The sequence below is a fragment of the Microtetraspora glauca genome, from assembly GCF_040656155.1.
Classification (GTDB): Bacteria; Actinomycetota; Actinomycetes; order Streptosporangiales; family Streptosporangiaceae; genus Microtetraspora; species Microtetraspora glauca.
The window spans coordinates 271,707-294,616 of record NZ_JBFALK010000002.1 but is presented as its reverse complement, the minus strand read 5'-3'; the positions used below and the strand labels follow the sequence as shown (position 1 = coordinate 294,616).

The following is a 22,910-nucleotide window of genomic DNA, read 5'->3' as shown; positions in this document are numbered from 1 at the left end:
TCGAGGTGATTTCCCCCGAGAAGGTGGAACCTCTCGATCCTCAGACCCGAACATTCAACCGTCAGCAAAGGTACGATGCGGAAACAGGTAGCAGGCCGGACGCGACCCCCGTGAGGCGGCATGGCAACGCCAGCAGGATGGCGTCGAGAGGGCAACCTGCCCGCGGAGCTGACCAGCTTCGTGGGTCGGACCAGGCTTCTCGCCACCATCAGACAGCGACTGCGCGACTCCCGACTGGTCACCGTGACCGGGATCGGGGGCGTGGGCAAGTCCCGTACGGCCCTGCGCATCGCCCATCTGGTGCGCCAGCAGTTCAAGGACGGCGTCTGGTACGCCGACCTCGCGCGGCTGCAGGACGCCGGGATGGTCCATCACACGATCACGTCGGCGCTCGGCATCGCCGACCAGTCGCACCGCGCCGGGTCCGAGACCCTGGCCGAGTGGCTGGGCGACCGCGAGATCCTGCTCATCCTGGACACCTGTGAGCATCTGGTGGACGCCTGTGCCGAGCTGACGCAGGAGCTGCTGGCCCGGGCGCCCAACCTGCGGATCATCGCGACGAGCCGCCGGTCGCTCAACGCCCCCGGCGAGCACACGATCGCGATCCCTCCGCTCGCCGTGCCGGGAGACGATCCCTCGGAGAGTCCGTACACCAACGAGGCGGTCCAGCTCTTCGCGGAGCGGGGCAGCGCTGTCGTGCCGGACTTCGTGGTGGACGAGAGCAACGTGTCGGCCGTGTCGGAGCTGTGCCGGCGGCTCGACGGGATCCCGCTCGCCATCGAGCTCGCCGCCGTCCGCCTGCGCGCGCTGTCGGTCGAGCAGATCCTCGCGCTCCTCACCGACCGCTTCAGCCTGCTGGCCGGCGCCAGCCGTACGGCGTTGCCGCGGCACCAGACGCTGCGCGCGGCGATCGGCTGGAGCCACGAGCTGTGCGAGCCGGCCGAGCGGCTGCTGTGGGCCCGCCTGTCGGTGTTCGCGGGCGACTTCGACCTGGACGCGGCCCGTTACGTCTGCGCGGGCGACGGCCTCGAGGCCGCGACCGTCCTGGACGTGATCACCGGCCTGGTGGACAAGTCGATCCTGTTCAGCTTCGCCACCCCGGTCGGCCACCGGTACCGGCTGATCGACACCCTCCGGCAGTACGGCGCCGAGTGGCTGGAGAAGCTCGGCGAGACCGAAGCGCTGCGCCGCCGCCACCGCGACCACTACCTGCAGCTCGCCCAGCGCGGCGAGCACTCCTGGTCGGGTCCGCGGCAGGTGCAGTGGTACGTGCGCATGCGCCAGGAGCACGACAACATCCGGGTCGCGCTCGACTACTGCCTGTCCGACCCGATCGAGGCGCGTGTCGGCCAGGAGCTGCTGTCGTCGCTGTGGTTCCTCTGGGTCGCGTGCGGATTCGCCCGGGAGGGTGCGGTCTACCTGGAAAGAGCACTCGCCGCGTCACGGGTGCCGAGCAAGGAACGATGCAAGGCCCTGTGGGTGCTGGCGTACATCCGCAGCGCCCAGGGCGACCTGCCCGGCGCGCTGGCGGCGGCAGAGGAGTGCAGCAGCGAGGCGGTGCGGGCCGGCGACTCCGGGGCCGTCATCCTGGCGACCAAGATGCAGGGCACCACCGCGATGCTGCAGGGCGACGCGAAGAAGGCCACGGCCCTGCTCGGCGTGGCCATCGAGTTCCACCGGGGCGGGCGGGAGCTCAACCCCGGGTTGCTGCCCGCGATCGTGGAGCTGTCCATGGTCCTGTTCGCGCAGGGTGACTTCGCGGAGGCCGAGGGGCTCCTCGAAGACTGCGTCAAGGTGTGCACCGAGCGCGGTGAGCAGTGGTTGCGCTCCTACGCGTGGTACGCCACCTCGCAGGTCCAGCGGGCCACCGGCCGCCGCGACGAGGCGCTGGAGAGCTGCAAGTCCTCGCTGCGGATCAAGCGGTACTTCCACGACGTCCTCGGCATCGTGCTGTGCGTGGACGTGATGGCCGGGCTCTATCTGGAGATGGGCCGGCCGGAGTACACCGCGCACCTGCTCGGCGCGGCCCAGACCAACTGGCGGACCTTCGGGTTGCCGCAGTTCGGGTCGCCGTTCTTCACGAACGAGCACGAGCAGTGCGTCAAGGAGTGCAGGAAGTTGCTCGGTGACGCCGCCTACCAGGAGGCGTACAGCCGGGGCACGCGGCTCTCGCTCAGCGAGCTGATCGAGTACGCGCTGGACGACTTCGACGAGCCGCACGACCCGGACTGAATGCCCGACCTCGTCGGCGCCCGTCCGCGCGTCGCCGGGACCCGTACCCGGGTCTCCGATCTCCAGGCCGCTCGGTGACCCGCCACACCGGGCTCGTGCCCGGCGAGATCGGCCCGGCTGCCTGACCACCGTCGCCTGACCGGGACCGGCGCCGACGCGCGGAATCCGGGGGCGCCGCCCGGTCCACGGCGGGCGACGCGACGCCGGAGAACCGACGCCTGGGAGCGCAGGCTCGCGCGTCACCCGGGGTCCGCGAGTACCGTTACGACCATCGCCTGCGTGTCCGAAGGCCTCCGCGCGGCACGAGCCGAACGGTGCCTCTGGTACACACATCTCATGAACGTGCCTCCTGCTCAGCGCCTGGGCGTCGTGCCATCCGTCTTCGCCGTCGAACATGTGCCGCATGCGACGTTCCCCGAGGACGACGAGTGGATCGCGCTGGTCCGCGCCCCAGAAGGCCTCACCGTCGTTCGCGAGACCTGGCCGACGGGGTCCGGCGATCGGTGGATCGGCCTGTACGGCGGGGCGATCGCGCACGGCCTGGACGTGCCCGGCATGCTGGCGGCGATCGTGGGGCCGCTGGCCGAGGCGGCGATTCCGGTGTTCGTCGCCTCGACGTTCCACGGGGACCTGGTGCTCGTGCCCGAGCCCAGGGCCAAGGAGGCCGTCGCCGTTCTCGAGGACGCGGGCCATCAGGTGGACACCACGCATCTGCGATCGTCCGGCGTCTAGCCGGGGTGGGACGCGGCGTGCGAGGGACAGATCGCGCAGGAGGCCGCATTCCTTTTTGCGGGGTAGTGACTGTTCTTCCGTTGCCTTTCTTCCGTTGCGCGCTGTGGCGGCCGCGCCGCGGTGACAGAAGCGAGCCGCTGAAAAGGATGCCGTTCTCGAACGCCTCTGACCTCTCATTGCCTACGCGAAAGCCGTAAAGGCGGCAAGACGACGGCGAAACGCGCGCCACTCCCCCGCCGCGGCGCCGCCTCATCACCGGTTTTCGCCAGAACCGGGGTCGGCTGTGGTACCGGTTGCGTGACAGATGCGAAGCCACGTGATCAGTGAGGCCGTCCATGTCCGAGGTCTTCATGTACGCCGACGAGACCGGCAACCTCGACTACAACGTCAGCGGCGGCGGCTCGAAGTATTTCGGTATCGGAACGGCGACTTTCGTGGGCGACCACGACCAGGCCGTGTGGCAGGGGCATCGGCTGCGCTTGACCCATTCACGGGCGGGCCTGGCGTTCCCGCGCGGATATCACGCGAAGAACGACAATTACCGGACGCGCAAGGAGGTCTATGACGTTATCAAGGCGCAGGCTCCCCGATTCGATGCCACGTTCCTCGCGAAGGAGAACGCGCACGACTCCGAACGCGAAAAAGGGGATCTCCACCTGTACCGGGAGGCCTGGTACCTGCACTTCAAGGAGATCGCCAAGCAGATCACCGTGCAGGGGGACATCCTCTACGTCGTGGTCGCCACGCTGGGCACCTCGGCGCGGAAGAAGGCGTTCGAGGACGCGATCAGGGAAGTGTGCGAGGACTGCGCGCCGTCGCGCCGGGATGTTGTGGTCTGTACCTGGGATTCCAGTACGAGCTGGGGGCTGCAGGTGGCCGACTACGGGCTGTGGGCCGTCCAGAGGAAGCTGGAACGGGGCGATGCCGGCTTCATGTGGGCGGTGGAGCCGACATTGAGCTCGTTCTCCCGGCCCTGGGGCTAGGCGCACGATAATGGCCAGCTATCCCCGGGGGGGAAGAGGTCCCCTGGACCTCTTGTCACTGGCCATCGTCAGTACACGCCATCGAGACGACGCGGGTCAACCGCTTCGAGCATTGTCACACTCCATCCTTGTAACGACGCTCGAAAACTTGGCGGACTGTTCGATACGAGGCGGTCGGCGCACGGTCCCCGGTCGAAGGGAAGTCCCGTCCGCCGACGCCACGGCCGTGTTGTACCCGCCCGTGCTCACATGTCGCCGCCGGGCGGCGCCTGCGCCGACCAGGCGTGCACGTAGCGGGAGCTGGTCAGCGAATAGTCCACGCTTCCGCTGATCCAGTACTCCAGGCCCCTGACGTACGCGGCGACCCCCGCGGAGCCGAGGGCGTCGAGCCGGGGCTTCAGCGCGACCATCCCGGCGACCGCGTCGTTGCGCATGCCGCCGATGAGGTCCATCGCCTCCTGGGTGGAGCATCCCTTGTGCCGGCGGAGCACGCTGACCATGTTGTTGTGGATGTTCGGGCCGGCGGTCTCCTTGGCGTACGAGATGAGGTCGTTGTCCCAGACGACGACGTCGTTCGCGTGCTCGGTGATCGCCCGCACGTCGGGGTGGCGCCACTCGTCGGGGGTGAGACAGCCGCCCGCGGCGACGTCGATCAGCGCGAAGACCGTGAGCATCGCGCCGGTCCTGCGCCGCATGACGATGTAGTCGTCGAAGGTCGGGACGACGTCCTGCTCCCTGTTGGCGGCCTCCCAGACCTGGGCGAAGAGGTAGTCCTTGGTCATGGCCCGCCAGCGGTCGAGCTGGTCGCCGTTCCCCGCGGCGGCGATCCTGGTCTTGATCTCCAGCAGCGACCGGGCGAAGACGTTGCCGACGTGGTCGCCGTCGCCGAGATCGTCGATGACGGAGATGAACAGCGGGAGCGCCCTGGCTATCTCGGCGGCCGCCCGGTCCGACTCGCAGAACGCGTCGTCGAACGCGAACAACCACACGCACCAGTCGGTGACGAGCTGGCACAGCTCCCGGGCGGCGTAGGGATAGGTGCGCGCGCCCAGCCAGCCGTACCTGGCCGCACCGTAACGCCCGAGGTTTTCGGCCCCCTCGATCATTCCGGACGCGGCCAGCCAGGCCAGCGTGTCTCTGTCCACTTCCTCGACGTACGGATTGACCTCGCTGGGGAACGGGCAGGTCAGCGCGGGGATGCGCAACGGCGGTCTGTTGTGGGTGAGCGTGGAAGGATTCGACACGCCCAACAGCATGACTAGCGAGCCAACAAATAGCTAGAGTCACAGCAAATAATGGAATTTCGGACTTAGCGGAAATTCCGCAAATTGTGGCCGTTCGCTGGACGCTCCCTACTCGCCGGTGCCGAACGTGCCGAACCGGTCGCCACCGCACCCGCCGGCATGGACCCCGGCGCCGGGGCGTGGGCGTACCGGGCACCGTGGCGTGGGCCCACCGGGCGGCGAGGCGTGGGCCCACTGGCCGCGAACAGCCGTCATCGGCCGAACATGCGCGCGGTGTCGAGCGCGGACGGCGTGCCCGCCCGCGCGAGCACCAGTAACTTGGCCGCGAACTCCTCCAGTTCCGGGTCCTGCTCCATGCGACCCGTTGTCCACCAGGTAGGGTCCAGCACACCGACGCGGAATCCACGGGACTTCTCGCTGGTTCACCAGAGAAACGTTCATGAGGAAAGGCTGGGACTCAGGTGCTCGACCCGACGGATCTCTACAGGCTCGACGGCGACGCCCCAGAGTTGACCGATCCGGTGCTGCTCTACCACTTCGAGGGTTTCGTCGACGCCGGCGGCGCGGGCCGGTTGGCGCTCGGGCATCTGCTGTCCGAGCTGGACCACCGTGTGATCGCCACGTTCGATGTGGACCGCCTCCTCGACTACCGCTCCCGGCGGCCCATGATGACGTTCGACGGGGACCGCTGGGCGGACTACGACACCCCCGAGCTGGCCGTCTACCTCACCGAGGACGTGACCGGCACACCGTTCCTGATCATGACGGGCCCGGAGCCCGACCGCGAGTGGGAGCTGTTCACCGAGGCCGTCGGCATGCTCGTGACCCGGCTCGGCGTCGGCACTCTGGTGACGGCGCACGGCGTGCCGATGGGCGTCCCGCACACCCGCCCGCTCGGCCTCACCACCCACGGCAGCCGCCCCGAACTGGTCACCGGGCCGCCGAGCCCGTTCGGCCGGGTCCAGGTGCCGGGAAGCGTCGCCGCCCTGATCGAGCTCCGCCTCGGCGCCAAGGGGCACGACGCGCTCGGGTACGCGGTGCACGTGCCGCACTATCTCGCCCAGGCGGAGTACCACCAGTCCGCGGTGGCGGCCCTGGAGGCGGTCACCCGCGGCACCGGCCTGGTGTTCCCCACCGAGGCGCTCCGGGAGGCCGCGGAGAAGACCAACGCCGAGATCGAGGAGCAGATCCAGGCGTCCGCCGAGCTGTCGAGCGCCATCCAGGGGCTGGAGCAGCAGTACGACGCCTTCCAGTCGGGCACCGAGAGGGAGAGCCTCCTCGCCGAGGACACCCCCATGCCGACCGGTGATGAGTTGGCCGCCCAGTTCGAGGCGTTCCTGGCCGAGCGCGACGACCGCGACAGCTGATCCGCCCCTCCGCGAACGGCCGTGCCATCAGGTCGGCGTCGCGAGGTCCGTGTCGTCACGATCCGTCGTGACGGTGGGCACCCGGCGGGCGGGCACCGTGGGGGCGGTGGAGCGGGGCGGCGGCGTGGGGCCAATATCGTTGGGCCATGCCGTACGAGTCTGAGATCCGCGTCGGCCTCGCCGGGTACGGGACGGCGGGCGCGTTCTTCCACGCGCCGCTGATCGCCGCCACCCCCGGCCTCCGGCTGGCCTCGGTGGTGACGAGGGACCCGGAACGGGCCGGCCGGGCCCGGCACGCGCATCCCGGCGCGGAGGTCGTGGCGTCGGCCGGCGAGCTGGCCGGCCGGTGCGACCTGGTCGTGATCGCCTCGCCGAACCGTACGCACGTGCCGCTGGCGCGGGCCGCGCTGGAAGCGGGTCTTCCGGTCGTGGTGGACAAGCCGCTCGCCGGCACCGCCGCCGAGGCCCTCGACCTCGTCCGGCTGGCCGCCGAGCGCGGCCTGATGCTGACCGTGTTCCAGAACCGGCGGTGGGACGGTGACTTCCTGACCATCCGCCGCCTGCTGCCGGAGCTCGGCACGATCAACCGGCTGGAATCCCGGTTCGAGCGCTGGCGGCCGGTGCCCAAGGGCGGGTGGCGCGAGCTGGGGGGCCCGGACGAGATCGGCGGCGTGCTCTACGACCTCGGCAGCCACCTCGTCGATCAGGCGCTCCAGCTCCTCGGTCCGGTCTCCACCGTGTACGCGGAGACCGATGTGCGGCGGCCGGGCGTGCGATCCGACGACGACGCGTTCGTGGCGCTGACCCACGCGGATGGCGGGCGTTCCCATCTGTGGATGAGCGCCGTGGCGGGACGGCTCGGCCCCCGGTTCCGGGTGCTCGGCTCGCGGAGCGCGTACGTGAAATGGGGCCTCGACCCGCAGGAGGACCGCCTGCGCGCGAACGAACGCCCCGGCGTCCAGACGACGCCCGATGAGAAGCCGGCCGGAACGGGGCCGAACCGCGGGGGTTGGGGCGTGGAGCCGCCGGACCGCTGGGGCGAACTCGGCGTCGAGGGCGACAGCCGTACGGTCCCCACGGAGCCGGGCGCCTACCAGGAGTTCTACGCCGGCGTCGTGGCGTGTCTGCGGGACGGCGCTCCGCCGCCCGTCGACCCGCGCGACGCCGTCGAGTCCCTCACCGTCCTTGAGGCGGCCCGGCGCTCCGCGGCCACCCGGTCGACCGTGGTCCTGGAGACCCGTTAGTACTCCCAGCCGTGTTCGTGATCTTCACGGTCGGGGTCCGCGTCCCCTTCGGACACTCTGGACGCGCCGCGGCCCTTGCCGGCCGTGGCTTCCCCGCGGCGCCGGTCGGCCATGCGGACCCCGTCGGCGCCACTGTCAGGAGATGAGGCGGGAGCGGAGGGCGTCGGTGTCCCCGTCGGTCCAGCCGTTGCTCTCCAGCCAGCCGAACGGGCCGCCGAACCGCACGTCGAGCGTGTGCAGGAACTGCGCCATGTATTCGGGACGCGGCAGATGGTGGTCGGCGGGCTTGCCGTCGAGGTCGGCCCGGTAGGTGTCGCTGGCCCGCAGCCGGGCGAGGACCCCTTCAAGACGCTCGCCTGTGGCGGCGTAGTCCGCGATGATCGCCTCGCGGGTCACCCCGGCGACGGCGAGGGCGAGGGCGCTCACCACTCCGGTGCGGTCCTTGCCCGCCGCGCAGTGGACCAGCGCCATGCCGTCGTCGCGGGCGAGCACCCGCAGCGCCGCCACGACCGAGTCGGGCCGAGCGCGCAGATATCCGTAGTAGTAGCCGGTGACCCGCAGTTCCTCGTCGACCTTCGGCGACCGTCCCCAGGGGAGGACCTTGTCCCCCTCGATCGTGTCGGCCTCCACGTCGGTGAACCGGCCGGCCTCGGCGAACAGGCTGTGGTGGTGGTGACCGACCTCGGTCATCCGGGTCAGCGGCCCCGGTCCCTCCAGCCGTACCTCGGCCTGGGAGCGCAGATCGACCACGTTCCTGAGCTTGAGGTCTCCGACCAGCCGGTTCAGGTCTTCCCCGGTCAGCCCCTGAAGGTTGTCGCCCCTGAGGATGCGCCCGAATTTAGTGGCTTCTCCGTCGGCGGTGGGTAGACCGCCGAGATCTCTTACGTTGACCGCGCCGTCGAGAACAATCCATCGTTCATTTTCGTTCATCGCCTCGACCCTATCCCGCCCGTACGTCGGCGCCATGAGAGGAGAGTGAATGTTCGGTGGCCGGGTTCCGTCCCGCTGTGGCCCGCCGTAGGCCGCCGTCTTCCGGCCGGGAGCGCCCTGGGCTGTCAGAATCCGGCCCCGGCGTGTCGGGGCACGTCGGAACCTGTCAAGGCGCGCCGGTCGTCGGCAGTGCCGGGGAAGAGGACGGCGAACCGCCGATCACCTGCTGATCATCACCGTCGCGTCATCGGCTCATCCGGAACACGGGACACGGTGGACCCGATCTTCCCAGACAATTCACCGCTGACTCCTGCGTCTACTGTCACGAATGCCCGTAATGTAAGCCGTCGCACAAGGCGATCAAACAGGAGGACGACGATGCGACGGCCGGTTCACCGGTTGGCCATGGCGGTGTTGGTCATGACTGGGGTGATGGCGGGAGTGCTTCCCCTGTCACCGGCCGCGGCGGAGTCCCGCCACCTTGTGGGGACGTGGTCGGCCGCGAGCGACCGGCTGACCGTCGACGACCGGCTGCTCGCCCCGATCGGCGGCCAGACCATCCGCATGGTGGCGCGCACCAGCGTCGGAGGATCCGGCCTGCGGATCCGCCTGTCCAACGTCTTCGGCGTCGTGCCGGTCACGTTCAAGAGCGTGCATCTCGGCCTCCAGGCGTACGGCGCCGAGATCGTCGGCAAGACCAACCGGCCGCTGACCTTCGGCGGGCGCGCGTGGGTCACGATCCGGCCCGGCCAGGCCGTCTGGAGCGACGCCCTTCCCGGGAAGATCTCCGGCCGCCAGGACGTGGTGATCAGCGCTTACGTCCCGACGACGGTGGAGCAGGTCACCGGCCACGACCGGGCCTACGCGACGACCTACCTGTCCACGCCCGGGAACCACGCCGCCGGCGAGTCCGGGGAGGCGTTCACCACCACCAGCCTGCAGTGGTACTTCCTCGACCGGATCGCGGTGACCGCCGACGGCGGCATCGGCTCGGTGGTCGCGCTGGGCGACTCGATCACCGATGGCACCGGCCAGGGCAACGACGCCAACCGGCGGTGGACCGACTACCTCTACCAGCGGGTCGGCCAGCTGCCCGCCAAGAAGCGCGTGGGCGTGCTCAACGTCGGCATAGCCGGGAACCGCGTGCTGTACACCGGTGTCGGGCCGAGTGCGCTGAGCCGGTTCAAAAGGGACGCGCTCTCCCAGCCGGGGGTGCGCACGATCGTGGTGCTCGAAGGCATCAACGACATCTCCAGAGGCGAGTACACCTCGGCGAAGCCGCTGATCGAGGCGTACAAGAAGATGATCAAACTCGCGCACGCCAGGAAGCTGCGTATCCTCGGCGGCACGCTGACGCCGTTCTACGGATACTCGACCTGGACCGAGGAGCGCGAGGAGATCCGCCAGGAGGTCAACGCGTGGATCAGGACCGGCAAGGCGTTCGACGGTGTGATCGACTTCGACAAGGCGGTGCGCGACCCCGGGTATCCCGCGCAGCTCGCCGCAGCGTACGACCACGGCGACCACATCCACCTCAGCGACGCCGGCCGCCGCAGGCTCGCATACACGGTGCGGCTCTCACACCTCTGACGACGAGCACGCGCCCGCCTTCCCGGAGACCGAGATGAAGAAGGCTGTCTGCGACCACCTGTCCGTCGGCGTAGCCATCACCGATGACGCGGACCGCTGGCTGATGTTCGAGCGCGTGCCCCCGCTGGTCGGTGTCGCACCTGCCGCCTGCCACGTCGACGACCACGGCAGCACGGAGAAGGCCGCGCGCCACCTGGTGACCGGACAACTCCGACTGACCGTGACCGGCCTGGAACTGTTCGCCGGAGGATGGCGGTCCTACCGCTGCCACCGCCGGGTCGGCGCAGGCCACCGGGCCGGGCACGAGTGGACCGTCTACCGTGCCATCGTCACCGGCGACCTCGCCCCGGGCCCTCACGAGACCCGCGACGCCCGATGGCTCGACGTCGATCGGCTCCAGGAGCTGACCGACCGCACCGCCGACCACGCCCGCGGCACGCTGACCGCCGAGGCCTTCGCGGCCGCGCCGGGGATCGAGCCGATGTGGGTGTGGTGGTTGCACGTGCTGGGAGCGGTCAACGCCACTCACAGGGAGATGGTCCTCATTGGAGCCCTCGCCGAGCGGTCACCGACCACCATCGCCTGACCACGACCGGTTCACGTTCACACCTTCCTCCACCCGGGGATCCGCGCCGTCCTCGATGACGTAGTCGGCGAACAGCGCCGGAGCCTCCTCCTTCATGAGTGCGCCGATCCTGCCGAAGACGAGCCGGATCTCCTCCTCCGCGCCGGCCAGGGTGCGGGCCTCGACCATGTGCCGGAGGGTGCGGGCCTTGGCGGACCCAGTCGGGGAACCAGAACAGGATCTCGGCCGGGCGGACGAAGCGGAGGGACTCTTGGGAGATGGCGACGCCGGGACGGTGGCGTATCGGTTCGTGGGTGAGCATCCGAGACATGTTCGGGGGAACGAACTTCTCCGGGGATGCCTCGTTCGGGGAGACGAACTTCTGCGCGCTCGGGTGGAGTTCCGCCATCACCCGGAGCCACTCGTCGTCGCTCCACCGGTCGACGGGCAAGGCGTAGGGCGGCTAAGCGCACTCCGAGGAAATCGCGTACCCGTCGATGACGTGCGCCCTGGCTCGTCACCGTGATCGTGGCGGCCGCCACGCGCTGGAGGGCCCCCAGGTGTACTGCCCAGGTTGGTGACGCGGCTGATCGGTGGCCGGCCTTTCACCGTGGTGTGTCCGCGGTGATGGTTGTACATGTGCGACCAGGGATCAAGCGTGGTGCGGCGTTCGGCTTCCGAGGCATACGGGCGGGCGTAGGCCCACTCGTCGGCGAGGGTGCGATGGAAGCGCTCCACCTTGCCGTTGGTCTGGGGCCGGTAGGGGCGGATGCGCCCCGGGCGGTGCAGTTCCCGAGACGGCGGGCTCCGATGCTCTTCACGCCTTCTGGAGCTATATGCCCGAGATCAAATTGAGATGTTTGAGTTTTGATCGTTTTGAGGCGATCGAACGTCTAAGCATTGCTCACGTGAGCAAATCCGGTCGCGCCCACCCCTCCTGGCGCGGAATAACGTCAAAGAAGGGAACATTTCCGTGGCTATCAAGGTGCCGCGTGGACGCACGATCGGTGTTCTGAGCGTCGGAGCGCTCGTGGGGTCGCTGTTCGCGGTGGGTGGCATGGCCTCCGCCTCCTCTGCCTCCTCTGCCTCCAAGATCATCTACGGCTGTGTGGCGAAGAAGTCGGGCTACGTCCGGATCGTCAACGCGACGACCACCTGCAAGACGACCGAGTACAAGACTTACTGGAACCAGACCGGTGCCGACGGCGCAACGGGCGTCGGTGGCACCGGCGCGCAGGGGCCGCAGGGTCCTCGTGGCCTCCAGGGGCCGAAGGGCGACAAGGGCGAAACCGGTCCTGCCGGTCCTGCCGGTCCCCAGGGCGTCAAGGGCCAGGACGGCAAGGACGGCGAGCGCGGCCTTCCCGGCAAGGACGGCAAGGACGGCGAGCGCGGCCTTCCCGGCAAGGACGGCAAGGACGGCAAGGACGGCGAGCGCGGCCTTCCCGGCAAGGACGGCGAGCCGGGGCCTAAGGGGGACCCCGGCGGCATGGGCAAGGCGGTGATGGTTACGGTGCGCGTCGACCTCCGCAACAGAGAGAAGGCACAGGCTCTAACTCCACTCTGCCCTAATGGCAAGATCGCCACGGGCGGCGGCTTTGAAATCTACAGCGAAGGTAAAAATGCCAAGATCTGGGCGAGTAAGCCGAGCCTGGCCCTGGTGGGGGGCGAGTACCAGGCGAGGGGCTGGGGGGTCATAGCTAGTGACGTCTGGGTAGATGTCATGGCGATCTGCGTAGGCTGATCGCGGCGCTGACGCCCGCGGCGGCCATGTCCGCCGTGCCGTGAACACCGCAACGAACACCATGCGCCTTCGCGCGGTGATCTGGCGGGCGAGGTGCAGGGATCCGCTGCGGCGTGCTCGACGGCGGGAGGAGTGGCTTCCCGGACTATCGTTCCGGGGAGCCACTCGTGTTCGCGGCGGATTAGCCGGTCCCTCCGGGGGAAGGCATGGACGAGAGTGGTGGCACCCGGATAGCAAGGCCCGGCTTCAGGCTGAGGTGCGGGGCAGCCGCTCCTGTCGGCGAGGTAGGAAGATCCGCCTTGTTCCGGTCCGCGGCCTCCGAAACAGCGCCACTCTAGAGCTTGTCCGACAAATGATCATGGCCGTGCACTTAGATATTTGCGCCCCGCATGCGGCTCTTCACATGTTTCCGAGCAGATCGCCCATATGCGACATTCCGCATGCGCCCCCATGCGCCGGCCATGTGCGACGCCCTTTATACGCCTCCATATCGGCACATAGCCTGCCAACGTACGACGTCGACGCAGGTTGTCCATGCGCGCACAGCCTACACAAGGCGCATAAAGCACGTACTTACGGCGCACCCATACGCCCCCACATATGGGCTATAGCGCGACAACCAGTGAGCGCCGACTCAGGGTGAAACAACCCACGTGGGGCGTTTACCGGAACAAATTAGACCGAAACAACTCACGTAAGGCGGCTTACCGAAACAACGCGAAACGAAACGGCTCAGGTGAGGCGGGCGGCGAGGGCGGCCAGGCTGTCGACGACCATGTCGGCTTCGGTGGCCCCCGGCCGGGCCGCGTGGAGGTAGCCCCACGGCCCCCGGCGCAGCAGCGCGGTCCGCATCCCCGCCCGCCTGGCGGGGAGGACGTCGTTGTCGAGCCGGTCTCCGACGTACAGGATCTCCTCCGGCCGCCGGCCCGCCACGGCGGCGACCTTGGCGAAGAACTCGGGAGCGGGCTTCTCGACCTGCCAGGCGGCCGACGTGTGGATGGCGTCAACGGGCAGGTCCATGGCCAGCAGGGCGTCGTACGCCTGGCGCGGCTGGTTGCCCGCGATGATCAGCTCGTACCCGGCGGACCTGAGCGCCGCGAGGCTGCCGCGCACGTCGGGGTAGAGGTCGTCGCCGTCGAAGTTCTCGCGCAGGCCGTCCGGGTCCGCACGGCGCCATGCCTCGATCTCGGCGTCGAGGTCGAGTCCCGGGCGGATCACCTGGAACGCGTCCGCGTGCGGGCGGTCGAGCGCGGCCATCCCGCCGAGGACGCCCATGAATGTCAGGCGGGGCACCCCGAGCCGGTCGGCCCACCGGGACCAGATCCGCGTCTCGTCGATCAGCGTCTCGCCGACGTCGAACACCAGTGACCGGATCACGGCCGCTTCCACGCTTTCCCCACGCCCTTCCATCACAACTGGCCCGTCACAACTGGTCCATCGCCTTGCGGATGCGCTTCTCCGAGATCGGGGACGGCGTCCCGAGTTGCTGGGCGAAGAAGCTGACCCGCAGTTCCTCGATCATCCAGCGGATCTCGCGTACGGCCGGCGCGTCCCGTTCCACCGGTTTCATCCGGTCGAGCAGGTCGCGGTAGTCGTCCTCGACGTCGTGGACCTTGTGCATCCACTCGCGGTCGCGGTGCGGATCGTCCGGCAGCTTCTGCAGCCGGCGCTCGACCGCGCGCAGATAGCGGTGCAGGTCGGTCAGGCGGGCGTACCCGGTCGCGGTGACGAACCCGGGGTGGATCAGCCCGTCGAGCTGTTCCCTGATGTCGGCGACCGCGTCCGCCGGGCCGGCGATGGAGTTCTGCACGGCGTGCCAGGTCGCCAGGACCCGCTCCACCTTGCCGACGACGTCCTCGGTGGTGTCGTACAGCCCGGCGCGCACGTGGTCGTGCAGCCGCCCGAACCCGGTGGCGTCCCACGCCGGACCGCCGGCCTGGGTGATCAGCCGGTCGGCGGCGCAGGCCGCGCAGTCGTCGAACAGTTCGGCGGCGCCTCCGTGCGGGCTGCGGCTGAGCGCCAGCTTCTGCGCCGTGGTGAGCCCGCGCAGGATGGCCTTGGCCGGGTTGACCGAGCCCAGCAGGAGCAGGCGGCGGGTGCCGTCCCACATGGCGCGTCGCTGTTCGGCCTGGGTCTCGAACATCCGCACCGCGACGCTGCCGGTCTCGTCGACGAGCGCGGGGTAGGCCCTCATCCTGCCCTGCTCGAACACCTGGGGCAGCGTGCCGATGGTCCACTCGCGCAGGCCGGTGCGTTCCAGGTCGTCGGCCGCCTTGGACAGGGTCGCGCGGAGCTTGGGCGCGAGCCGCCGCTTCAGCCCGTCGAGGTCCTTGTCCTCGGCGATGGCGCGCTTCCTGTCGTCGATCACGCGGTAGGTGATGCGCAGGTGGTCGGGCACCTGGTCGGGGGCCCAGGCGTCACGCGGGATGGTCACGCCGGTCATCCGGTGCAGCTCCCGCTCCAGCACGTCGAGCAGCGCCTCCGCCGGGGCTCCGCTCTCCTGCTTCGCGGAGGACACCCGCTCGAGTACGGCCTTCGCGTAGTTGGGGGCGGGCACGAAGTTGCGCCGCAGGTGCTTGGGCAGTGACCTGATCAGCGCGGTGACGAGGTCCTCGCGCAGCCCGGGGATCTGCCAGTCGAACCCGGCCGAGTCGACCTGGTTGAGCACGGCGAGGGGGACGTGCACGGTGACGCCGTCGGCGTCGGTGCCCGGCTCGAACTGGTAGGTGAGGCGCATGCGCTGGCCGCTCTGCCGCCACGCGTCGGGGTAGTCCCCGGCGCTGACGTCCGCGCTCTCGTTGACCAGCATCTCGGGTGAGAACGTGAGCAGGTCGGGCTTGGCGGGGGCGGTCTTCTTCCACCAGCTGTCGAAGTGGCGCCCGGAGACGACGTCGGCCGGGATCCGCTGGTCGTAGAAGTCGAACAGCGTCTCGTCGTCGACCAGGATGTCGCGGCGGCGGGCCTTCTCCTCAAGCTGCTCGACCTCCTGGAGCAGCTTGCGGTTCTCGTGGAAGAACTTGTGGTGGGTCCGCCAGTCGCCTTCGACGAGCGCGTGCCGGATGAACAGCTCGCGGCTCAGCTCCGGGTCGATCCGGCCGTAGTTGACCTTGCGCTCGGTCACGATCGGCACGCCGTACAGGGTGACCTTCTCCAGGGCCACGACGGCGGCCTGGTCCTTCTCCCAGTGGGGCTCGCTGTAGGTGCGTTTGACCAGGTGCTGGGCGAGCGGCTCGACCCAGCCCGGCTCGATCTTGGCGTTGACCCTGGCCCAGAGCCGCGAGGTCTCCACCAGCTCGGCCGACATCACCCACTGCGGCTGCGTCCTGGCCAGCGCCGACCCCGGGAAGATCGCGAAGCGGGCGTTCCTCGCGCCGATGTACTCCGTGATGGGGCGGCGCGGGCCGTCCTGCTTGCGCGCGCCCTTCGACTCGACGTCCTTGACGCCGATGTGCGAGAGCAGCCCGGACAGCAGTGAGACGTGCACCCGCTGGGGGTCGGCGTCCACGCTGTTGAGGACGATGCCGAGATTCTTGGCGACCTGGCGGAGCTGGCTGTCGATGTCCTGCCACTCGCGTACGCGCAGGTAGTTGAGGAACTCCGCGCGGCAGAGCCGGCGGAACGCGCTGGAGGACAGCTCCCGCTGCTGCTCCCTGACGTACTTCCACAGGTTCAGGTAGGTGACGAAGTCGGATTCCTTGTCGGCGAACCTGCGGTGCTTCTCGTCCGCCGCCTGCTGCTTGTCGGCCGGGCGCTCGCGCGGGTCCTGGATGGACAGCGCGGCCGTGATGATCATGACCTCGCGTACGCAGCCGTTCTTGTCGGCTTCGAGGACCATGCGGGCCAGCCGGGGGTCCACGGGAAGCTGCGCGATCTTGCGGCCGACCAGGGTCAGCCCCTTGGCGTCGAGGGCGCCGAGCTCGTGCAGCAGGTTGACGCCGTCCTTGATCTGGCGGCTGTCCGGCGGCTCGACGAACGGGAAGGCCGCGATGTCGCCCAGCCCGAGCGAGGTCATCTGGAGGATGACCGACGCCAGGTTGGTACGGAGGATCTCCGGATCGGTGAACTCGGGCCTGCTGAGGAAGTCGTCCTCCGAGTAGAGCCGGATGCAGATGCCGTCGGAGGTGCGGCCGCAGCGTCCCTTGCGCTGGTTGGCGCTCGCCTGCGAGATCGGCTCGATGGGCAGCCGCTGCACCTTGAGCCGGTGGCTGTAGCGGGAGATGCGCGCGGTGCCGGGGTCGATGACGTACTTGATGCCGGGGACCGTGAGGGAGGTCTCGGCCACGTTGGTGGCGAGGACGATCCTGCGGCCGCGGTGCTGCTGGAACACGCGGTGCTGCTCGGCCGCCGACAGCCGGGCGTACAGCGGGAGGACCTCCTCCTGGCGGCCCTTCAGCGCGTCGGCGGTGTCGCGGATCTCCCTCTCGCCGCTGAGGAAGACGAGGATGTCCCCGGGGCCCTCGGCGCACAGCTCGTCGACCGCGTTGACGATGGCCTGCGTCTGGTCGTCGTCCTCCTCGACCGGGCGGTGCCGTACCTCGACGGGGTAGGTGCGGCCGGAGACCTCGACGATCGGCGCGTCGCCGGCGGCGGAGCCGAAGTGCCGCGCGAACCGCTCGGGGTCGATCGTGGCGGAGGTGATGACGACCTTGAGGTCCGGCCGTCTGGGCAGCAGCTGTTTGACGTAGCCGAGGATGAAGTCGATGTTGAGGCTGCGTTCGTGGGCCTCGTCGATGATGAGCGTGTCGTACCGCAGGAGCAGCGGATCGGTCTGCATCTCCGCGAGCAGGATGCCGTCGGTCATCAGCTTGACCAGGGTGCCGTCGCTGGAGTGGTCGGTGAAGCGCACCTTGTAGCCGACCGCGTCGCCGAGGGGGATCGACAGCTCCTCGGCGATGCGCTCGGCCACGGTGCGGGCCGCGATCCGCCGCGGCTGGGTGTGGCCGATCAGGCCGTGCACGCCGCGGCCGAGTTCCAGACAGATCTTGGGCAGCTGGGTGGTCTTGCCGGAGCCGGTCTCACCCGCGACGATGACGACCTGGTTGTCGCGGATGGCCTCCAGCAGGTCGTCCTTGCGCCGGCTGACCGGCAGCTGCGGCGGATAGGTGATCGTGGGTACGGCGTCACGCCTGGCCGCGACCCGGAGCTCGGCTGCCTCGATGTCGGCGGCGATCTCGGCGGCCACGGCCTGGCGTGCCTTGCCGTCCCGTATCTTGCGCATGCCGTCGATGCGCCGGCGGAGCCTGCGCTGGTCGCGCAGCATCAGGTCAGGCAGGCTGCCCTGCAGATCGGCGAGCGAAGTTTTCATCCCGCCGTAAGCATAGGTAAGACCAGGTATGTCTCCGCCACCGGATTACTTGCCAATGATCGACGGCTCAGGCCGGACGGGCGGGTTGGTACTTGTAGCCGACGTTCCTGACCGTGACGATGCGCCCCGCGTGGCGGCCCAGCTTCCTGCGTATCCGCAGGATGTGGACGTCGACCGTGCGCGCGCTCTCGTCGCCGTACCTGTCCCACACGGCGGCCAGGATCTGGCGGCGGTTGTAGACGCGCCCGGGTGCGGCGCACAGGTAGTCGAGCAGTTCGAACTCGCGGTAGGTGAGCTCGATGTCCTCGCCGCCCACCCGGACGAGCCGGGCCGCGCGGTCGACGACGAACTCGTCCGCCCTGAAGTCGCCCGCGTGCCGCACGGTCTGTGCGGCCTGAACGGCCCGGGCGTTCTGTGCGGTCTGTGCGGAGCGGATGGCCTCCCCGGCCTGGGAGGGATGGACGGCCGGGGAGGCCATGGCCGGTTGCCCGGACGGGGGGACGCCCGGGACGCGCCGCGCGTCCTTCGCCCGCGCCAGCGGAACGACGTGCCCGACGATGATGAGCGCGGCCTCGACCCCCGGGATGGGGACGACGCTGAGGACGGTGCCCTCGTCCTGCCCGATCGGCTCCTGGACCGGATCTCGGGTGACGAGGTCGATGATCTCCGCCTGCGGCATTGCCTTTCTCCTTCAACCTGGTGACGTGCCGGATTCTGTGGAACCGGTGATCAACAGGCGGCGCCGCAGACCCGGAGCAGGTCGATGTGACGACGCTCGGTCAATACTCGCCGTGATCTCATGCGGTCATCATGGCATCGAAATTCCATGGTGTCCAGGTAGGAAATTATGGCATTAGCGGTCGCGGCCGTCCGCTGCCAGACTGCGACGCGAGGACCACCGGGAAGACGACCGTGGCGACCGGGAGGAAAACGTGATCATCGTATGCGGCGAGGCCCTCATCGACCTCGTCCCCACCGGCGCCGAGGACACCTGGCGCGCCGTGCCGGGAGGCGGCCCGGCGAACACGGCCGTGGCCGTCGCACGCCTGGGCACCCCGGTACGCCTGCTGTGCCGGCTGTCACGGGACGGATTCGGACGGCGGCTGCGCGACCACCTGACCGCGAACGGCGTGGACCTCGGCCTCGCCGTCGAGGCGGCCGAGCCGACGACCCTCGCCGTGGTCGACCTCGACGAGCACGGCTCCGCCGGCTTCCGGTTCTCCATGGAGAAGACCGCCGACTGGCAGTGGACTCCCGGCGAGCTGCCCGGGTCGCTCCCGCCCGGCACGCGCGCGCTGCACGTCGGCTCGCTGGCCTCGGTCGTACCGCCCGGCGCGGCCGTCCTCCGCACGTGGGCGGCCGGGCACCGCGACGCGGTCACGGTGGTCTACGACGTCAACGTGCGACCCGCCGTCCTTCCCGGGCGGGAGCCGTACCTGGAGCAGGTCGAGGCGTGGCTCCGGGTGGCGCACATCGTCAAGGCCAGCGAGGAGGACCTCGCCTGGCTCCACCCGGAACGCGACCCGCTCGACACGGCCCGCGCGTGGCTCGCCGAGCACGGCCTCGATCTCGTCCTCGTGACGAGGGGCGCCGCCGGGGCCGTGGCGCTGAGCTGCGACGGTCCCCCGATCGCGGCGGACGGCGTCGCCGTACGCGTGGTGGACACGGTGGGGGCCGGAGACGCCTTCACCGGCGCTTTCCTGCACGGGTCGATGGACCGCGGCATGCCGCTCGCGGAGTCCCTGCGCTACGCGGTCCGCGCCGCCGCGCTGACCTGCACGCGCGAGGGCGCGGCGCCGCCGTCACGCGCCGAGGTGGACGCCGGTTTGTAGCCATTTGATCAGTAGCATCCGGATTATGCGCGATTACGGAGGGTAACGATAGGGAGGGGAAACCACCACCAGGGGGGAACATGATCAGCACACTCCACAGGATGGGCCTGCGCTCCGGCATGATGTACGCGGCCGGACTGGCCTCGATCGGCCTCGCGGCCGCGTCGTGGTTCGTGTCGAGGAACTACGAAGCCGCGGGCCAGGATCGGGCCGACCGCTGGGGGATCTTCGTCGGCGAGTGGGCACCCACGTTCTTCGGCATGGGGATCGCGCTCCGCATCGAGGAGATGCGCGAGATGAAGCAGAGCGAGATGGCCGACTGGCAGGAGACCCAGCAGCAGGCCATGCGCACCCCTACACGCGCGGGCGTGTGATGCGCTGATCGTCCGCGCCGGGATCCCGTTCTACCGCTTTCCTGTATCGGTCGCATTTCCGACCTTTCCAGATTTTCCCGCGGTTCTCGAGCCCCAGAGGTCTCAGCGCGACGGTCCCGAGCCCGCGGTCCCTGCGGCCGCGGGCATCGCCGTACTGGGGCACTCCTTTACGGCTCGTGGCGGACCACGGGGAAGAATGGGCCGGTGAGCACTGACCTTCGTTATCCCGAACCGGCCAATCCGGCGTTCCTCTTCGACCTCGACGGCACTCTGATCGACAGCGTGTACCAGCACGTCATCGCGTGGCGGTCCGCGCTGGCCGGGCTCGGCATCGACCTGTCGGTCTGGCGGATCCACCGGCGCATCGGCATGAGCGGAGGGCTCTTCGTCACCGCGCTGCTGCGCGAGACCGGCCTGTCGCTGACCCAGGAACAGATCGACGACCTTCAGCACGCGCACGCCGCCGCCTACACCGAGCAGATCGACTCGGTGAAGCCACTGCCGGGGGCCATCTCGCTGCTCTCCGAGCTGACCGAACGCGGGGTGCCCTGGGCTATCGCCACCAGCGGGTACGCCGCGACCGCCCGGCGGGCGCTCGACATGCTCCAACTGCCGGAGGACACGCCCATGGTCACCCGCGACCTGGTGCGGCGAGCCAAGCCCGACCCCGACCTGTTCCTCGCCGGTGCCGCCCTTCTGGACATCGAGCCCCGGTCCGCGATGGTGGTCGGCGACAGCGTCTGGGATCTGCTCGCCGCGCGCCGCGCCGGCTCACTCGGGATCGGCCTGCTGTCCGGCGGGTACGGCAGGGACGAACTGGAGCGCGCCGGAGCGTTCCGGGTGTACGCCGACCCCGCCGACATGCTCAACCGCCTCGACGAACTCGGCGTACGCCAGAGCCGGTGACCCGACCGACGTCCCGACGGCTCGGTGTCCGACCACCGATGTCGCGACCGGCACAGTCGCCGAGCCGCGTTCCTCTTCCTTTACGGGGCTCCTGTTCAGCCGGTGACGATCGTCAGGTCGGCGCGGGCGCGGACGTCGTGGGCGGCGTAGAACCGCTCCTCCTGGTCGGCCCAGCGGGTCCAGTGGGGAAGGTAGACGTCGCCGTCCCGGGCCAGGGCCCGTGACCTGCGGACGTCGTCGGCGGCCTCGACCCAGATCAGGCCGCTCAGGAACGGAGCGGCGCCACTGGAACCACAGCCGACGCCCTCAACGAGAAGCGCCCCCGTTTCGGGCTCCCCGTGCCATTCGGCGTAGTCTCCCGCGGCCCAGTCATAGCGCCGCCACCGCGCTGGACGCCCCAGACTGAGCGGCCGCAGGACCCATTCCACGAGCGCGTCGACGCCGTCGAGCAGGCCGTCCCAGCCCGGATAGAGATCGTCCATCCGGACGACGGGCATGGTCCACTCGGCCGCGAGCGCCGTGGCGAGGGTGGACTTGCCCGCTCCCGACCGTCCCTCGACGGCCAGGACGCGGGTGCGGCCCGCCCGGGCGGGGCGGTCGAGCAACCGCTCGACGGCGGCGGCCGACTCCGGCGTCAGGCTCGTCGCCGGGCTCACGGCCGGTGCCGGGGTCCCCCTCACCACATCACGTCCCTCGGCTGGCCGACATCAGCCATCCATGATGCGTCGTCAGGCGGCGTAGAACCACTTCGAGGTCCAGATCCTGATCCACTCCCCCGGCGGATAGATCCGGCCGTTGGCGACGATCCACGTGGTGCGTGACCGTACGCAGTCGACGTCCCCCGGTTCTCGCTCGTACAGAGAACATCGCTTCCCCGTTACTCCGGCGGTTCCTCCGGCGTACGCCGGATCTCCGATGAGCCGGAGTCCACGGATGTCGATTCGACGGATGTTCCGCGTCACGTCCGCGTTCCCCGGCATCGACATCGTCGGACGCGATCCCGACTTTGCTAACCTCGAAGCCTCAAGGGTGTCGTCGTCATCCGCTCGGAGGATCCAGAAGAATGCGGACGATCCTCCTGCAAGTCGAGTCTCCCGGCCCCGGATCCTCCACTCTGGAGATCCCTCCCGGGCGTGAGATCAGCTTCGGTCGCGGCGACCTGTCCGCCCCCGTCGACTTCCCACTGCACCATCCGGGCGTCTCGCGCCGGGCCGGTGTGATCAGGGCCGTGGACGACTACTGGCTGCTGACCAACCTCAGCCGCGCCGCCACCCTCGTGGTCGAGAACCCCGAAGGCGGCGGCGAGTTCCTCAAGGTGGCCCCCGGCAGGGCCGCCGCGCCGGTGCCGTTCGAGTTCGCCCGCGTGGTGCTGCCCGTCGCCGAAGGGTCGTGCTCGTTCCTGGTCTTCGCCTCCCAGCACAGCTACATCGACTTCGACGCGCCGGAGAGCACCGCCGGTGAGCCCACGTTGTCGGCGTTCGCCGTGGACGAGTCGGCGAAGTACTTCCTGGTGCTGGTCGCACTCTGCGAGCCCCGCCTGCGGGACTGCTCGTCGTCGGTCATCCCGACGGTTCCCGAGGTGCTGGAGCGCCTGCGGCATGTCCCCGAAGGCGCCGAGCTGACCCGGCCCGCGGTCAACTTCCACATCGACTATCTGGCCCGGACGAAACTGCGCGTGAAGGAGGCGTCCGACTCGCGGAAGGCCGACTGGCAGCGGGCCGCCCTGGTGTCCGTCGCGCTCCGGTTCGACCTGGTCACCGAAGAACACCTGGCGCTGCTCGACGGCTGAGCGCTGCCCGACGGCTAAGCATCCGACAGCTGAGCACTGCCCGACCGCTGAGCACTGCCCGACGGCCCGGCGCTTC

Annotated in this window: 20 protein-coding genes and 2 pseudogenes; 12 read left to right on the top strand and 10 right to left on the bottom strand. The window is 69.5% G+C overall.

Annotated features, from left to right (window positions below; genetic code table 11):
- Window positions 1-120: 120 nt before the first annotated feature.
- The 3 genes from AB0I59_RS04555 (at window position 121) to AB0I59_RS04545 (ending at window position 3,947) form a co-directional block, all read left to right on the top strand.
- Complete coding sequence (locus AB0I59_RS04555) at window positions 121-2,232, top strand: ATP-binding protein (protein ID WP_358129992.1); 2,112 nt, start codon at window positions 121-123, stop codon at window positions 2,230-2,232.
- Window positions 2,233-2,568: 336 nt separating this feature from the next.
- Entirely contained in the window at window positions 2,569-2,964 is a 396-nt protein-coding gene (locus AB0I59_RS04550; RefSeq protein WP_358129989.1) for an ACT domain-containing protein, read from the top strand.
- A 335-nt stretch (window positions 2,965-3,299) separates the two neighbouring features.
- Window positions 3,300-3,947 (top strand): DUF3800 domain-containing protein, encoded by a 648-nt coding sequence (locus tag AB0I59_RS04545; protein ID WP_358129986.1) that lies wholly within the window; start codon window positions 3,300-3,302, stop codon window positions 3,945-3,947.
- Between the two features lie 245 nt (window positions 3,948-4,192).
- Here AB0I59_RS04545 and AB0I59_RS04540 read toward each other — a convergent pair whose 3' ends face one another.
- Window positions 4,193-5,191 (bottom strand): 4-epi-cubebol synthase, encoded by a 999-nt coding sequence (locus AB0I59_RS04540; protein WP_358129983.1) that lies wholly within the window; start codon window positions 5,189-5,191, stop codon window positions 4,193-4,195.
- 251 nt (window positions 5,192-5,442) lie between these two features.
- Complete coding sequence (locus tag AB0I59_RS04535) at window positions 5,443-5,580, bottom strand: hypothetical protein (protein ID WP_358129980.1); 138 nt, start codon at window positions 5,578-5,580, stop codon at window positions 5,443-5,445.
- Between the two features lie 72 nt (window positions 5,581-5,652).
- Between AB0I59_RS04535 and AB0I59_RS04530 the strand changes: the two genes are divergently transcribed.
- On the top strand, window positions 5,653-6,558 hold the full coding sequence (locus AB0I59_RS04530) for a proteasome assembly chaperone family protein (protein WP_061257500.1): 906 nt from the start codon (window positions 5,653-5,655) through the stop codon (window positions 6,556-6,558).
- 146 nt (window positions 6,559-6,704) lie between these two features.
- Window positions 6,705-7,802, top strand: a complete 1,098-nt coding sequence (locus AB0I59_RS04525) for a Gfo/Idh/MocA family oxidoreductase (protein ID WP_358129976.1) — start codon at window positions 6,705-6,707, stop codon at window positions 7,800-7,802.
- Between the two features lie 135 nt (window positions 7,803-7,937).
- Here the strand turns inward: AB0I59_RS04525 and AB0I59_RS04520 are convergent, their stop codons facing one another.
- A complete protein-coding gene (locus AB0I59_RS04520) occupies window positions 7,938-8,732 on the bottom strand; it encodes a tyrosine-protein phosphatase (protein ID WP_061257498.1) in 795 nt (264 codons plus the stop codon).
- Window positions 8,733-9,110: 378 nt separating this feature from the next.
- Between AB0I59_RS04520 and AB0I59_RS04515 the strand changes: the two genes are divergently transcribed.
- Window positions 9,111-10,322 carry an SGNH/GDSL hydrolase family protein gene (locus tag AB0I59_RS04515; RefSeq protein ID WP_358129973.1) on the top strand — a complete coding sequence of 404 codons (1,212 nt, stop codon included), beginning with the start codon at window positions 9,111-9,113 and terminating at the stop codon, window positions 10,320-10,322.
- Between the two features lie 34 nt (window positions 10,323-10,356).
- Complete coding sequence (locus AB0I59_RS04510; RefSeq protein WP_358129970.1) at window positions 10,357-10,908, top strand: NUDIX hydrolase; 552 nt, start codon at window positions 10,357-10,359, stop codon at window positions 10,906-10,908.
- A gap of 17 nt (window positions 10,909-10,925) precedes the next feature.
- Here AB0I59_RS04510 and AB0I59_RS04505 read toward each other — a convergent pair.
- Together AB0I59_RS04505 and AB0I59_RS04500 are read right to left on the bottom strand one after the other, a co-directional pair.
- Window positions 10,926-11,326, bottom strand: a pseudogene (locus AB0I59_RS04505) (hypothetical protein); the annotation flags it as partial.
- Between the two features lie 131 nt (window positions 11,327-11,457).
- Window positions 11,458-11,661 (bottom strand): annotated as a pseudogene (locus AB0I59_RS04500) (integrase core domain-containing protein); the annotation flags it as partial.
- A gap of 199 nt (window positions 11,662-11,860) precedes the next feature.
- Here AB0I59_RS04500 and AB0I59_RS04495 point away from each other — a divergent pair.
- Complete coding sequence (locus tag AB0I59_RS04495) at window positions 11,861-12,628, top strand: collagen-like domain-containing protein (protein WP_358129967.1); 768 nt, start codon at window positions 11,861-11,863, stop codon at window positions 12,626-12,628.
- Window positions 12,629-13,360: 732 nt separating this feature from the next.
- Here the strand turns inward: AB0I59_RS04495 and AB0I59_RS04490 are convergent.
- From AB0I59_RS04490 to AB0I59_RS04480, 3 genes are all read right to left on the bottom strand, one after another.
- On the bottom strand, window positions 13,361-14,038 hold the full coding sequence (locus AB0I59_RS04490; protein ID WP_435830921.1) for an HAD family hydrolase: 678 nt from the start codon (window positions 14,036-14,038) through the stop codon (window positions 13,361-13,363).
- A gap of 13 nt (window positions 14,039-14,051) precedes the next feature.
- Window positions 14,052-17,933: an ATP-dependent RNA helicase HrpA gene (gene hrpA, locus AB0I59_RS04485; protein WP_358129961.1), complete on the bottom strand. Its 3,882-nt coding sequence runs from the start codon at window positions 17,931-17,933 to the stop codon at window positions 14,052-14,054.
- A gap of 67 nt (window positions 17,934-18,000) precedes the next feature.
- A complete protein-coding gene (locus AB0I59_RS04480; RefSeq protein ID WP_358129958.1) occupies window positions 18,001-18,612 on the bottom strand; it encodes a winged helix-turn-helix domain-containing protein in 612 nt (203 codons plus the stop codon).
- A 253-nt stretch (window positions 18,613-18,865) separates the two neighbouring features.
- On the opposite strand from AB0I59_RS04480, the gene AB0I59_RS04475 reads away from it, so the two are divergent.
- The 3 genes from AB0I59_RS04475 to AB0I59_RS04465 all read left to right on the top strand — a co-directional run bounded on the left by AB0I59_RS04475 (window position 18,866) and on the right by AB0I59_RS04465 (window position 21,045).
- Window positions 18,866-19,765, top strand: coding sequence for a carbohydrate kinase family protein (locus AB0I59_RS04475; RefSeq protein ID WP_358129956.1), 900 nt, complete (start codon window positions 18,866-18,868; stop codon window positions 19,763-19,765).
- A gap of 80 nt (window positions 19,766-19,845) precedes the next feature.
- Complete coding sequence (locus AB0I59_RS04470) at window positions 19,846-20,139, top strand: hypothetical protein (RefSeq protein WP_358129953.1); 294 nt, start codon at window positions 19,846-19,848, stop codon at window positions 20,137-20,139.
- A 204-nt stretch (window positions 20,140-20,343) separates the two neighbouring features.
- Complete coding sequence (locus AB0I59_RS04465; protein ID WP_228644790.1) at window positions 20,344-21,045, top strand: HAD family hydrolase; 702 nt, start codon at window positions 20,344-20,346, stop codon at window positions 21,043-21,045.
- A 95-nt stretch (window positions 21,046-21,140) separates the two neighbouring features.
- Here AB0I59_RS04465 and AB0I59_RS04460 read toward each other — a convergent pair whose 3' ends face one another.
- Both AB0I59_RS04460 and AB0I59_RS04455 read right to left on the bottom strand, forming a co-directional pair.
- Window positions 21,141-21,725, bottom strand: coding sequence for a nucleoside/nucleotide kinase family protein (locus AB0I59_RS04460; protein ID WP_358129950.1), 585 nt, complete (start codon window positions 21,723-21,725; stop codon window positions 21,141-21,143).
- A 48-nt stretch (window positions 21,726-21,773) separates the two neighbouring features.
- Window positions 21,774-22,007: a hypothetical protein gene (locus AB0I59_RS04455; RefSeq protein WP_358129947.1), complete on the bottom strand. Its 234-nt coding sequence runs from the start codon at window positions 22,005-22,007 to the stop codon at window positions 21,774-21,776.
- Between the two features lie 101 nt (window positions 22,008-22,108).
- Between AB0I59_RS04455 and AB0I59_RS04450 the strand changes: the two genes are divergently transcribed.
- A complete protein-coding gene (locus AB0I59_RS04450) occupies window positions 22,109-22,834 on the top strand; it encodes an FHA domain-containing protein (RefSeq protein ID WP_061257489.1) in 726 nt (241 codons plus the stop codon).
- The last annotated feature ends 76 nt before the right edge of the window (window positions 22,835-22,910 follow it).

Coding starts and splice junctions, on each gene's coding strand:
- AB0I59_RS04515 (WP_358129973.1), top strand. CDS start 9,111: ATGCGACGGCCGGTTCACCGGTTGGCCATGGCGGTGTTGGTCATGACT.
- AB0I59_RS04550 (WP_358129989.1), top strand. CDS start 2,569: ATGAACGTGCCTCCTGCTCAGCGCCTGGGCGTCGTGCCATCCGTCTTC.
- AB0I59_RS04545 (WP_358129986.1), top strand. CDS start 3,300: ATGTCCGAGGTCTTCATGTACGCCGACGAGACCGGCAACCTCGACTAC.
- AB0I59_RS04450 (WP_061257489.1), top strand. CDS start 22,109: ATGCGGACGATCCTCCTGCAAGTCGAGTCTCCCGGCCCCGGATCCTCC.
- AB0I59_RS04555 (WP_358129992.1), top strand. CDS start 121: ATGGCAACGCCAGCAGGATGGCGTCGAGAGGGCAACCTGCCCGCGGAG.
- AB0I59_RS04520 (WP_061257498.1), bottom strand. CDS start 8,732: ATGAACGAAAATGAACGATGGATTGTTCTCGACGGCGCGGTCAACGTA.
- AB0I59_RS04510 (WP_358129970.1), top strand. CDS start 10,357: ATGAAGAAGGCTGTCTGCGACCACCTGTCCGTCGGCGTAGCCATCACC.
- hrpA (WP_358129961.1), bottom strand. CDS start 17,933: ATGAAAACTTCGCTCGCCGATCTGCAGGGCAGCCTGCCTGACCTGATG.
- AB0I59_RS04470 (WP_358129953.1), top strand. CDS start 19,846: ATGATCAGCACACTCCACAGGATGGGCCTGCGCTCCGGCATGATGTAC.
- AB0I59_RS04525 (WP_358129976.1), top strand. CDS start 6,705: ATGCCGTACGAGTCTGAGATCCGCGTCGGCCTCGCCGGGTACGGGACG.
- AB0I59_RS04480 (WP_358129958.1), bottom strand. CDS start 18,612: ATGCCGCAGGCGGAGATCATCGACCTCGTCACCCGAGATCCGGTCCAG.
- AB0I59_RS04490 (WP_435830921.1), bottom strand. CDS start 14,038: ATGGAAGGGCGTGGGGAAAGCGTGGAAGCGGCCGTGATCCGGTCACTG.